Raw genomic sequence first — 13,377 nt, 5'->3', positions numbered from 1 at the left:
TTTTGATCCTGGGCCATTTTTACCTTGTCAAAAAGAAAGGTTTAGCAACCCCGGGACTGACCATGGAATTCAGTGATTTTATTAATAATGTAAAATTCAACCGCCCATGCAATAAGTAATAATAAATGAAAAGAAGGCATTCCCAATTTTATATATATACTATTTATAATAAGAGTGACAATCCTATACCTGCTAGACTAATTTGTCTGGTACAATAAAAATTCTCAAGAACTATAAAAACACAATAAGCACCTTTTAAATGTATACAAATTCCTTCATAAAAATAATAATGAATCAGGTTTCTTCTTTTATAGATAGTAGCATGAACCAACAATTGATTTTAGGTTGCTTACTCTTTTCATTTCTCTATTCATGTAATCCAAATCATGAAAAAAGTACTTTGGCTTTTCAAAAACTCACTTGCAACCATAAAGAAAAGCCTTTAAGCATTGAAACCGAACAACCCCTATTTTCATGGAATGTCAGCAGCAAAGAATTGAACAAATCACAATCGGCATATCAATTATTGGTGGCATCGTCTCCAGAAATATTGAATGAGAATGATGCAGATGTATGGAATTCAGGTAAAACAACCAGTTCCAAATCAACCTTTGTAAAGTATAATGGCAAAGCCTTAAAAGCGATGCAAAAGTATTTTTGGAAAGTCAAAATTTGGGACGAAAAAGAACAACCTTCAGAATGGTCCGATATTCAAAAATTTGAAATGGGTCTCATGAACAATGAAAATTGGGGAGATTCCAAATGGATTACACTAAGCAAAGATACCAGAACATCGCCTTACCAATTCAGGGATTACAAAACGGGCAGAATGAAAACACCGCAAAAGGTCAATGGTTTTGCTGCTAGTTACTTTAGGAATGAAGTTGATATTTCCAAAGGAATTAAGAACGCCCAAGCTTACATCTGCGGTTTAGGCTACTATGAGCTGTATTTAAATGGAGAAAAGGTGGGTGACCATGTTCTTGATCCTGCACCATCCAATTACGATAAACAAGCATATTATGTGAATTATGATATTACCAAAGCACTAAAGTCTGGCAAGAATGCCTTTGGAATCATAGTAGGCAATGGTTTTTATGGACAAAATATCTCGTGGAAACGCGATCCGGAATCGGAAAGGGATTTAGCTTACGGACCGCCAACCGTAAAACTATTGGTAAAACTTAAATATGAAGATGGTACAGAAAAAGATATTTATACCGATGACACTTGGAAAGAGGCTACAGGACCCATCGTATTCAATAATGTTTATGGTGGTGACACTTATGATGCACGTTACGAAATAAATGGCTGGAATTCGGTAGGGTATAATGATGAATCTTGGGGTAATGCCAAATTGGCTTCACCAAAAATAGATAAAATAAGTGCGCAGCAAATTCCTGCAATAAAAAAACTAAAAGAGCTAGAACCAGTTAAGGTCTTTAAAGGGTCTGATGGTGAGTGGATCGTTGATTTCGGACAAAACATTGCAGGTTGGGTAAAGTTGAACGTAAAAGAAAAAGAAGGGCAACTCATAGAAGTAATCACTACAGAAGCGCTATTGAACAATGGTAAGGATATTTTTCAAGGTTCTACCGGTGGTGGCGCCAATGGTATGCCACAGATTTATCAGTATATCTGTAAAAGCGATAAACAAGAGTCTTGGGAACCAAAATTCAGCTATCATGGTTTTAAATATGCTAAGATCAAGGGCATCTCGAAAAAACCGGATGCCAATATGATCAAAGCGGTATTGGTTGCTACCGATATTCAAGAAACCGGTAGTTTTGCTTCGTCAGATGAATTACTGAATAAAATGCACAGTATCAGTAAATGGACGATTGTTGATAATGTACATGGTATCCCCGAAGATTGTCCGCACCGCGAAAAATGTGGCTGGCTCGGTGATGCACATGCCTTTTGTGAGTATGCATTATACAATTACGATATGTACGACTTCTATAAAAAATATATGGAAGATATAAGTACACAAATGCGCCCTACCAAAGGACATAATAATCCGGATATTAACTTTCAAGTGCCAACAATGATAGCTCCAGGGAAACGTACATCAACTTACGCGAAAATCGATTGGGGAGTGGCAACCATGTATTTGCCATGGTATAATTATTTATACTATGGCGATGAGACTATTGTTAAGGATTATTACGAGGACATGAAAGATTTAACCAATTACTATTTGTCATATAAAGGTGAAAATGGAATTATGCAAGATGGTATGGGCGATTGGTGCCCACCACGTTGGGATAGAAGAAAAAACCCAAGCGCTATGGAATGTAATCCAATAGTTTCCGCAAATGCCTATTTCTATGATGTGCTCGGAATCATGGAAAACTTTGCGAAGATGAATAAAGATGCGGCTTTTGAAACTGAAATGAAAAATGAAAAAGAAGCTTTGAAAAAAGCCTTTAATACCGCATATTTAATAGAAATACCCAATACCGAACATAAATGGTATGGTAGCCAAACAGCAACCGTTCAAGCTTTACAATTCGGTATGGTCCCAGATACAGCAATAGAAGCGGTAGTAAACGGTTTAGTTTATGATATCGTTGCCGTTAAAGGTGGCCACCATTCAACGGGCATTCATGGCAACCGATATATTTATACGGTTTTGACGAAATATGGAAAAGCGGATTTAGCACATCAAATATTAACGACACCGGAGTTCCCAAGCCAAACCTATGTAATGAATTCCGGTTTCACAACATGGCCAGAACGCCAGTTTGAATGGGAGAAAATGGAAGGACCGACCAACTCCCTGAATCACCCGATGCATAGTGGGTTCGCAGCTTATTTTTTCGAATCGCTTGGAGGTATAAAATCTTCAAAAACCAAACCGGGATACAAAGAGTTCATCGTTCATCCCGAATTTCCCGATACTATAACAAGTACAGATGTTTCTGTACCCACACCATACGGAAACATAAAAAATTCTTGGTCTGTAACCGACGGTGTATTCACAATGAATTTGGAAGTGCCATTCAATACAAAAGCCATTCTTCCATTGAGTGAAATCCAAAAGAAAACCTTAAAAATCAATGGAGAACCTTGGGAAAAGATCAAAGCACTGGAAACTTCCGGAAACGGTATATACATTGGTTCAGGATCATATAGTATAAATTACAAGAAATGAGATTTTTTAACTGCATTATAATAAGTTTTATAATTGGATGTGCCGCTTATGGTCAAAATCCCATTGTGCCAAATAAAGGGTTGAATGATCCACATGTGCATGTTTTCAATGATACGGCTTACGTTTATGCGTCCCATGACAAATCCATAGACAATAAAGGATTCATCATGGAAGATTGGTGGGTATGGTCCTCCCCCGATTTGGTGAACTGGACGTATAGAAATACCCTGAAACCCCAAGACACCTTTATTGGAAAAACTTTTGAAAGTTGCTGGGCTACGGATGTCGGGTATAAAAATGGAAAGTATTACTGGTATTTCTCTGAAGGTAACGAGCAGACCGGTGTCGTGATTGGCGATACTCCGGTAGGACCTTGGGTCGATCCCTTAGGGGCTCCCCTATTGCAGGAAGACCTAACCCCTACCCACGAGTATGATATGGCCATCTTTGAAGAAGATGGTGAACATTATATCATTTTTGGGGTATGGGACTATTATATTGCCAAGTTGAACTATGATATGATCAGTCTTGCGGAAACCCCAAAAAAACTGGAGATCCGTAATCCGCGAGGTCCTTACAACCAAGACGGTAAGAACACTGAAAAACCTACTGATGACAAGCCTTTTCTTCATAAATATAATGGAAAATACTATTTGTCTTGGGGTTGTTTTTATGCTATGTCAGACAACTTATACGGTCCTTATGATTATAAAGCCAGTATCATCAATACGGAAAGTTTTACCGAAGGCCATGAGGCCCCAACTTGGCCAGCTGGAATTTTACAGGGAAGACATGGTTCATTCTTTGAATGGCACAAGCAATGGTATTATGCCTATTGCGATATAAGCCAAACCGGCAACCGTTGGTTCAGGGACACTTTTATAAGTTATATCCACTATAAAGATAATGGGGAAATGGCAACCATACGTGTCGATGGTGTAGGTGTTGGAAATTACTTGGCAAAACAGTCCAAAATCGAGGCAGAAGATTATTTCAAGGCCGAAGGTTTGGTACAAAAGCAATCCGGAAAAAATGGTTTTGTGGTAAAGACCAATGCACAAAAAAGCTATTTGAACTTTCCGAATATTAAAGGAGCAAAGGATTATTCCGGTATCAATTTACTAGTGAATGCCAACGAAAATGGTCAATTCATGATTGAAATAAGACGCGATAGTCTTGATGGAGCACTTCTTGCCTCCAAAGAATTCAGATTAGGAAAAACCCAAAACGGTTTTAAATCCTTATCGTTACCTATTTCATCCTTTCAAGAAATCGAAAACCTATTTATCATGATTTTTGAGCAAAATGGCACATCCCTTGAAATAGATAGTTTTACCTTTTATAAATAAATCGATTATATACCAATAGTAGAATCATATGAAATACCTGTTTTTAACTTATTTATCTGTATTTACCCTTTTATCTGTGCATGCCCAAAAGGAGAAGATGCCTTATCAAAACGAAACGCTCCCCATAAATGAGCGGGTTGAGGATTTATTACCGCGAATGTCCCTTGAGGAAAAAGTGGCCCAAATGCGAATTTTCCATGCCAATATCGGGGTCAAATCTGATGAAAAAGGGCGATTGGAACTATCAGATAGAGTCATAGAAAAATTAAAACTTGGCATTGCCGGCATTAAAAATCCAGGAGAACATATTTCTCCCTTAGCTGCCGCAAAACTGAATAACGAACTGCAAAAGTATATTATCAAAAGTAACCGTTGGGGCATACCGGCCTTGTTCGTTACAGAATCATATAACGGTGTAGATGCAGAAGGCTGTACCAAATTCGGTAGGCCGATCACTTCAGCAGCCTCTTTTAATCCTGAGCTTGTTCACCGAGTATGGGATGTAGTCGGTAAAGAAGCCCGCTTACGGGGAATGCATATGTGCCACTCACCGGAAGCGGATATTGTTCGTGACCCACGTTTTGGAAGAATGTCAGAAGCTTTTGGAGAAGATACTTACCTAACCACTCAAATGGTCGTGAACGCCATAAAAGGTGTACAAGGTGATTATGAGGGTCTAGGTAACGGCACGCACATCGGCGCCGTGGCTAAACATTTTGCCGGTTATGGTCAAGTATTGGGTGGTTCTAACTTTGCCGCAATAGAAATATCACCACGTACATTAATCGATGAGGTCTACCCACCGTTTGAGGCTGCTGTTAAGGAGGCCCGAACTTTGGGTATTATGGCATCACATGGCGATTTAAATGGTGTCGCCAGTCATGGCAACCCTGAATTACTGACCGGCGTTTTAAGGGACCAATGGAGTTTTGATGGCTATGTGGTTTCAGATTCCAATGATATCGCACGACTTTATTATTTCATGAAGGTGGCCGAATCACCGGAAGCCGCTGCATTAATGGGCTTAGTTGCAGGTATAGACATAGACCTTTATGCTGAAGATTCCTATGCCTACTTACCGGAAATGGTCAAAAAAGACCCAAGTATTGAAAAAATGATAGATCGCTCAGTAAAACGGGTACTTCGGACGAAAATGATATTGGGATTATTCGACAACCCTTATATCGATATTAAAAAAGTTGAGAAAGAAGTGCGCTCAAAAGCTTCATTGGCTTTGGCCCAAGAAGCAGACCTGGAATCGATAATTCTATTGAAGAATGAAGGGAATACGCTACCACTTCAAAAATCCAATCAAAAGATAGCCTTAATGGGTCCTTTATTGAATGAAGACACTAAGGCTGCTTTCGAATCCGTTGCCGGAAAAAGCACGACTTTCATCGCCGATAAAGGTTTTGAACTTACCGATCAGAACAAAGGTGTCCCCAACCTTTTACATACAGATGAAGCCACTATAGAAAAAATGGTAGGTTTGGCAAAAGAGTCAGATGTTACCATCTTGTTTTTGGGTGGAGACGAATTTACATCAAAAGAAGCCTTTTTCAACAATGCACTGGGAGATCGTGCAACTATAGATCCAGTTGGTGCTCAGGATGAATTATTAATGAAGGTCAAAGCACTTGGCAAACCCGTTATCGTTGTTTTAAAACACAGGAGAACTCTTTCTATAAATACCATATCAAAGGAGGCCGATGCCATTTTAGATGGATGGGATTTGAGCGAATTGGGAGATTCGTCCCTTGCTAAAATCATTTTTGGCGAAGTTTCGCCATCAGGAAAATCGCCAGTTACCATACCGCGCTCTATTGGACAAATGCCCTTTCATTATAGTATGAAGGAAATCAACTTTAAAAAAGGTTATTTATTCATAGAAAACGGACCTATATATCCTTTTGGTCATGGACTCAGCTATGGCAAATTTGAGTACGACAATATTACATTATCGAACAAAACCATTACGCCAACTTCGGAAATAACAGTAAGTGCAACCTTAACCAATACCGGGAAAATGAAGGCCAAGGAAGTTGTACAAATGTATTTGAAGGATGAGATAGGGTCTGTCACCCGCCCTGACAAAGAATTGAAAGGTTTCCAGAAAATAGAGCTTTCCCCCGGTGAATCAAAAACCGTAAGTTTTACCATAACACCAAAAATGTTGGAATTCACAGGCGTTACTATGGAAAAGATATTGGAAGCAGGTGACTACACGGTAATGATAGGAACTTCTTCAAAAGATGGAATAACAACCAAATTCCGTTTAGAAAAATAAGCATGCTAAACTTCGAAAACAGCGTCTGGGATAAAATACTGTTAACAAGACACCACAAATTGTCACTAGTGTGTTTTTTGTGCTGTTATATCAGTTTGTTCTCCCAGTCTGTTGAACGACCTTCTATTTGGGTGAAACAAGCCGACAAAGCTATTGTTCTTCAAAGAATAGAAGATCATAGTGAAATCAAGGCGTACTACAAGCAGTTTGCCGAAAGGGTGGAAAAAGACCTTTCTGCCTATCAAAAGGATAAGAAAGAATACCTGTACCGACTCCCTTGGAACTTGCGACAGCGACAAGGAACACATTTTCCGCCATTTCAAACATTTACTGATTTTGATGGTCGATCAAGGGAACAACAGATTGTATTGATGCATTACCTACAAACTGCCATTGATTGTGGGGTGCTTTATTTCCTGACCGATGAAAAACCTTATGCCGAGTATGCTGCTTCGGTGCTGCACAATGTGACAAATGGCCTGCTGGCCTTACCATCACCTCAGGAAAAACACAATGCAGGTTGGTTATATACCAAGGATCATCTTAGGGAAGCGCGTGAAATCGGCGCCCAATTACCCATTATTTATGACTTTGTACATCCCTATTTAAAAAATAAGGGCAATGTATATGACTTAGGGCAAAATGCCATGGTTCCCTTTAATTTCAAAGATGGACAAAAAGTATTCAGGACGTACGTAAAATTGGCTCTTGAACGTGGCATTATCGATTGCAACTGGCCTGTTTTGGAGTCTCCCAGCCTTGTAGGTAATATTTTGGCTTTGGATGATGACGAGGAACGCAATAGCCTATTGCCTTATTTTTTGACCCAAAACACAAAGCACCAAGATGCCTTGGCAAAAGTAGCCGCCCACTATCTGGATTATGATGGCGACTGGCCCGAAAGTATAAACTACGCCAATGGGGTCAATACCTTCTTAACCTATTTAATGACCTTATTGACCAAATACGACCCTTCATTACACTTAGGGCAAAAGTACCCACAAATTCTTGAGGCACTTCCTAAACCCTATTACCTTACCTATCCCAACAAAACCGAAACTATACTCTTTGGTGATGGTCATCGAAAATACAATCCTAATTATCAAGCCTATGAAACCGCTTATTATTTAGCGAAACTAGAAAGTCAAGAAAAATATAGAAAAATCTATGGTTCGCTAATAAATAGCGCAATTGCAAGAGGTGACTATATAAGATTTAAATTGGGTTTTCGAAATTATGGGGCAAGGCATTACAATGAACCAACTAAATTACTCTGGTTCGAACCTAGCATTGATGGTAGTATTAAAGATTATCCATTACCTGTTACCGATGAGTTACCCTTCGCTGGTATTGTTCTGCAACGCAATCTAAGTGAAACCAATAAACCTGCAGATGCTCTTATGGGTTTTGTTGGCGGAGGTCATTATGTTCATGGCCATGCAACGGGAATGTTCTTGGAATTGTACGGTAAAGGTTTTGTACTGGGAAACAAATCGGGACGTAGCCGATACCGAAGCGAAATACATGAAAATTATTATCGCTTGTTTGCCTCTAACAACACGGTTATAGTCAATGGATCATCAGAAGGTAAAGGAGGCTGGGCCGGACTGCAGATCAACACGGTTCAAAAAATCGTTACCGAGCCTAAACCAAAAACCGAAGCTATTTCTCCAATGAATTCCTTTTCAATGACACGTTTTGTTGATGACAAGGGAGATAATGCCGAGGCCATTCAAGAAAGGACCTTGGGAATAGTTAGGACCTCTCCGAAAACAGGGTATTACATTGATGTTTTCAGGTCTAAATCGTCACTTCCAAATCAATTCCATGATTATATCTACCATAATATTGGGGAATCGTTATCCCTAACATCCCATACCAGACCATTGGTATTAAAACCTGATAATGAGCGGTTCTCCAATTCAAAAAACAAACCGTGGACCAACAATAAAAAAGCAAGACATCCAGGATGGCATTATTTTAAATTCATTGAAACCTCTAATATTCATTCCGAAAACGTAACCGCAACATTCTCTGCTACTAAATTAGACCCAAAACCAATTAAAATGAAGGCTTTTGTTTTGGGTGCGAATAAAAGGGAATACACCAAGGTTATGGCTCCCCCAAGTACAGAAGGGCCCATACCCTATCGAGAATCACAGACCCCTACTCTGGTAATTCGTCAAATAGGGGAAGCTTGGAACAATCCTTTTGCGGTAGTATACGAACCCATCAAAGGGAATAAGGGCAGCATTACATCTGTTCATAAACTTGAACAAAATGGCATTTTCAAAGGATTTGAAATTTGCAGCAAGGTTAATAACAAGAATTTGAAGCAATTTGTGATCATCCAAGATTCCAGCAATTCAGAATTTACAGATTTAGATAAAGAAATTTCCTTTATTGGCAGGTATGCCGTCATCACATTGGATAATGAAAATTCCCTACATTCAATTTATATGGGGGACGGTTCCTCGTTAAAATATAAGGATACGAATATTATATCAAATACAGGGGAATCCACAGCAGTCTTTATAGATTATAAGCAAGATATCCCAAAGGTAAAAACAACAAAGAGCATCACTCTGAAAAATGATGCCTTTAAAACTAAAATTTACAAACCTACGCAAGAATAATAACTCTTTTTTAAGTACAAAATGATGAACAACAAAAAGCAAAGAACAAGATTCAAAACAATTGTAGTGTTACTATCAATACTATATGGCATAGGAATCAATGCACAGGAAAATTTTGACAAATCAAAAATAGAAAAGGCCATGGTAAAAGCCATGGAATGGCAAGAAGCCCATCCAATTTTCGCCTTGGCACCAACAGATTGGACCAATGGCGCCTACTACGTTGGTGTTTCCCGAGCCCATCAAGCTACCAAAAATCCCATTTTTTTAGCAGCTTTAAAAACAATGGGATACCGAAATGATTGGAAACCCTTGTACCGCACCTATCACGCTGATGATGTTGCTATTTCATATACATATCTCTATGCCAATTCTACAAGAAGGAATCTTGTTGACCTTGCCCCTACCAAAGAATTTTTGGACATCCACCTTTTTGAAACTAATCCTTGGAAAGACGGGACCGACAAACATGCAGAGAAAAAAATTCTTTGGTGGTGGTGTGATGCCCTTTTCATGGCCCCGCCTGTTATTGTTGAATATGCCAAACAAACTGGAGAACAAAAGTACTTGGATGCGATGCATACCTATTATAAACAAACTTATGATTTGTTATATGATGAAGAAGAACATCTTTTTGCAAGGGATACCCGTTTCCAATGGGGCGTAAACGAAAAAGACCTGAAAGAAGAAAATGGAAAGAAAATATTTTGGGCCAGAGGTAACGGTTGGGTTTTAGGAGGTCTTGCATTGATTTTATCCGATATGCCCGAAGATTATAAAAATCGCGATTTCTATGTAGACCTTTATAAAGAAATGGCTGCTCGCATTAAATCTTTACAACAAGCTGATGGATTATGGAGAACCAGTTTACTATCTCCGGAATCTTTTGATCATGGCGAAGTAAGTGCAAGTGGTTTTTACACCTTTGCATTGGCATGGGGTATCAACAATGGTATTCTTGAAAAGGCTGAATATACCCCTTCGGTCACCAAAGCATGGCAAGCATTAATGTCCTGCCAACATGAAAACGGCATGGTAGGTTGGGTACAGGATATAGGAGCCAGTCCTGAACCTGCTACAAAAGATAGCTGGCAGAATTATGGCACAGGTGCTTTCTTATTGGCCGGTAGTGAGTTGTTGAAACTGCAATAATAATGATATGTTATTTAATACTTTGAAATGGCCCATTTTATACATCGTATTTATGATGAACATAATATGTGGTCAAAAAAGCCAAGTAAATGGTAACACTAAAAACGGCATACACATTAGTGATATTGCCCCTGTAAATGAACCCAGAAAAATAGGAATCAGCAATACGCTTACTATATATAATTTTGAGCAACTTGCCCAAGTTAAAAAAGCTATTCAAAATGGAAATGAATATTATGGATCAGCTTACGACAAGTTACTTAGGGCTGCGGACAAGGCATTTAAAGAAGGACCTTTTTCCGTGATGGAAAAGAAACAAATCGCCCCAAGTGGAGACAAGCACGATTATTTGAGCTTGGCTCCTTACTGGTGGCCAGATCCCGATAAAGATGACGGTTTACCATGGATCCGCAAAGATGGCAAGATAAATCCACTCACAAGGGGTGAAAATGTTGATGACCCAGCAAAGGATAAAATGATCCATAACGTCAAAACACTTTCTTTGGCGTATTTTTTCTCGGGAAATATCATATATGCCGATAAGACTAAAGAGCTGCTCAAGGTTTGGTTCGTGGATGAGGCTACTAAAATGAAACCGAACTTGAATTATGCCCAGGGCGTTCCTGGATCGAGCGTAGGCAGAGGTTTCGGTGTTATAGAATTTGCAGGCATCGAAAACATCATTACCGCTATCGAGGTTTTAGAAATGGAAAATGAATTGGAACCAAAATTGGGCAATGCCCTTAGAAAATGGATGTCCAATTATTTGAAATGGCTTCAAACAAGTGAACTGGGTCTATTTGAAAAGTCAAGAAAAAACAACCACGGTACCCTCTATGATGTACAAGAAGTATCCTTACTATTATTCTTTGACAGAACCGAAGAGGCAAGAGCCGTTTTAGAATCCGTAGTCCAAAATCGTATTGACCCACAAATAGAACCCGATGGCAAGCAACTGCACGAGTTAGAACGTACAAAAGCCCTTACCTATAGTATCCTAAACCTATCCGGACTAACAAAACTTGCATTTTTCGGAAAAAAAGAAGGGGTAAATATTGATTTATGGAACTACAAATCCCCTTCTGGGGATATTCAAAAAGCATACGATTACCTTTTACCTTTTGTTGATAAAGTAAACCAGTGGCCCTATCAACAACTTGGGAATATTGATGATGCCATTGAAAGGTTAAGGCAAATGTTCGTCATCACTGGCAGTATGCACCAAATAGAGGAGTACTGCAAAATGAATATTACCCAAAAGAACAAATATGATATAAATCGGCTATTATATCCTTGCCTACCCTAAATAGAATATAATATATAAGATAAATTTATGAAACGATTGGCCTTTAAAATGAAACTGAAACCCAATACCAGTGAAGAATATACCAAAAGACACAATGCCATCTGGCCCGAGTTAAAAGAGCTTTTAAAACAAGCAGGTGTAAGTGAATATTCTATCTTTCTGGATGCGGAAACAAACACCCTGTTCGCTTTTCAAAAAGTATCGGGAAATGGAGGTTCCCAAGATTTGGCGGATAATCCGATTGTAAAAAAATGGTGGGCCTTTATGGAGGACATTATGGAAACCAACCTAGATAGTTCTCCTATTTCAATTCCCCTAAAAGAAGTTTTTTATATGGAATAGAAGGATGAAATCTTCACCCCATTCAATGTAAGCAAAGCGTAGGGTAACGAATAGGCAAATTCCGTATTACTTCGGAATTGTCAAAATCAGCCTCCAAGGTATTTCATAACCCAATATAGTCCTGGTTTTCTAAAGCCAGGCCACTAAAAATCAGGAAAGGGTGGCGAACAGGCCATTCGTCCCAATACATAACATCTTTGCCATTGGGCCATAGATTTTTATCCTCTACATAAGAATAGAGAAAAGATAACCCTTTCTTTATTCCCTTACCATTATCTGTTGTATATGAAAAAAGACTGTTGTCCTGAGTGGAAAGCACTTGACATAGCGCGGTCATTACATCAAGATTAAAAAGGGAATATCCGTATGGTTTTGTACGTTTTAATTCCAAAGGAAAAGAACCATCTAGGGCCAATTGTTGAGGTAACAATTCGTTTTTGTACATATTCCTCACAAACTTCGATTGCTCTGTGTTCCCCACCAATTCTGAAAAAACGGCAACCTGTAGTGCCCAGCAAACACTATGGTTGTTTCCGTTATCCCTTTCTGATATACCATAAGGATGTGTTGTAATCCAATTTAAATATTCGATAAACCAATCCTTTATTTTTATTAAATCTTCTTGGGGTATATATCCGGAATCCTGCATCGCCATAATAGACTTGGCTACTTCGAGTAAGTGTATGGTATCGATTATTCCTATACCCCTTCCAGAAACCCTACCCCATAATCGCCTGCCCGTAAAGTAGATTGGGGTTCATCATTGTTTCCCTATCAATGAACCAAGCATTCAGATGGGGCAATAATGCCTCAGCATACTTCTTATCGTGGGTAAAAACATATGCCGACCCCAATGCTCCGGCAATTTGACTAAAACGTATCATAACCTTCCTATGGTCGGCAAAATTCTCGGGATTCGTCAATCCTTACTTACGAATATAAGGTCCGTTAGGATTGTCGGGGGCAGGCCACCAATAGTCACCTTCGGAATAGAAATCGTTTTTATTTCCTGTACTTCTTTCACATGTCCCTGCGGTAACAGTAATGGGTTCTGCATCTACATATGCCTTTGCCTTATCCAAAACCCTATTTTTTCTTTATCAAAATAAGAATATTCAAGATTTGTTTGAGTGGCCTTACACCCCATA

The 13,377-nt window shown here is 39.0% G+C and carries 10 protein-coding genes; 7 read left to right on the top strand and 3 right to left on the bottom strand.

Annotated features, from left to right (window positions below):
* The first annotated feature begins 289 nt into the window (after positions 1-289).
* From GJ691_RS11505 to rhaM, 7 genes are all read left to right on the top strand, one after another.
* Positions 290-3,157, top strand: a complete 2,868-nt coding sequence (locus tag GJ691_RS11505) for an alpha-L-rhamnosidase (protein ID WP_246200163.1) — start codon at positions 290-292, stop codon at positions 3,155-3,157.
* Positions 3,154-4,506 (top strand): family 43 glycosylhydrolase, encoded by a 1,353-nt coding sequence (locus GJ691_RS11500; protein ID WP_154367006.1) that lies wholly within the window; start codon positions 3,154-3,156, stop codon positions 4,504-4,506. Before GJ691_RS11505 ends, GJ691_RS11500 begins: the two co-directional genes overlap by 4 nt.
* Before the next feature lie 28 nt (positions 4,507-4,534).
* Entirely contained in the window at positions 4,535-6,793 is a 2,259-nt protein-coding gene (locus tag GJ691_RS11495; RefSeq protein WP_154367004.1) for a glycoside hydrolase family 3 N-terminal domain-containing protein, read from the top strand.
* A gap of 68 nt (positions 6,794-6,861) precedes the next feature.
* Positions 6,862-9,429 carry an endo-acting ulvan lysase-like protein gene (locus GJ691_RS11490; RefSeq protein WP_484502592.1) on the top strand — a complete coding sequence of 856 codons (2,568 nt, stop codon included), beginning with the start codon at positions 6,862-6,864 and terminating at the stop codon, positions 9,427-9,429.
* Between the two features lie 66 nt (positions 9,430-9,495).
* Positions 9,496-10,581: a glycoside hydrolase family 88/105 protein gene (locus GJ691_RS11485; protein WP_282055904.1), complete on the top strand. Its 1,086-nt coding sequence runs from the start codon at positions 9,496-9,498 to the stop codon at positions 10,579-10,581.
* A gap of 52 nt (positions 10,582-10,633) precedes the next feature.
* Positions 10,634-11,887 (top strand): alginate lyase family protein, encoded by a 1,254-nt coding sequence (locus tag GJ691_RS11480; RefSeq protein WP_179955106.1) that lies wholly within the window; start codon positions 10,634-10,636, stop codon positions 11,885-11,887.
* A gap of 27 nt (positions 11,888-11,914) precedes the next feature.
* Entirely contained in the window at positions 11,915-12,229 is a 315-nt protein-coding gene (gene rhaM, locus GJ691_RS11475) for an L-rhamnose mutarotase (RefSeq protein WP_154366998.1), read from the top strand.
* A gap of 103 nt (positions 12,230-12,332) precedes the next feature.
* On the opposite strand, the gene GJ691_RS19620 is transcribed toward rhaM, so the two are convergent.
* Genes GJ691_RS19620 through GJ691_RS19610 form a run of 3 tightly spaced genes read right to left on the bottom strand, consistent with a single transcriptional unit; the run spans position 12,333 to position 13,311 of the window.
* Positions 12,333-12,932, bottom strand: coding sequence for an alginate lyase family protein (locus tag GJ691_RS19620; RefSeq protein WP_282056105.1), 600 nt, complete (start codon positions 12,930-12,932; stop codon positions 12,333-12,335).
* A gap of 16 nt (positions 12,933-12,948) precedes the next feature.
* A complete protein-coding gene (locus GJ691_RS19820; protein WP_218944435.1) occupies positions 12,949-13,113 on the bottom strand; it encodes an alginate lyase family protein in 165 nt (54 codons plus the stop codon).
* A 42-nt stretch (positions 13,114-13,155) separates the two neighbouring features.
* Entirely contained in the window at positions 13,156-13,311 is a 156-nt protein-coding gene (locus tag GJ691_RS19610) for an alginate lyase family protein (protein ID WP_218944434.1), read from the bottom strand.
* Between the last annotated feature and the right edge of the window lie 66 nt (positions 13,312-13,377).

The organism is Maribacter luteus (assembly GCF_009674825.1).
Taxonomy (GTDB): Bacteria; Bacteroidota; Bacteroidia; order Flavobacteriales; family Flavobacteriaceae; genus Maribacter_A; species Maribacter_A luteus.
The sequence above is the reverse complement of the archived record's forward strand: the minus strand, read 5'-3'. Positions and strand labels throughout refer to the sequence as shown.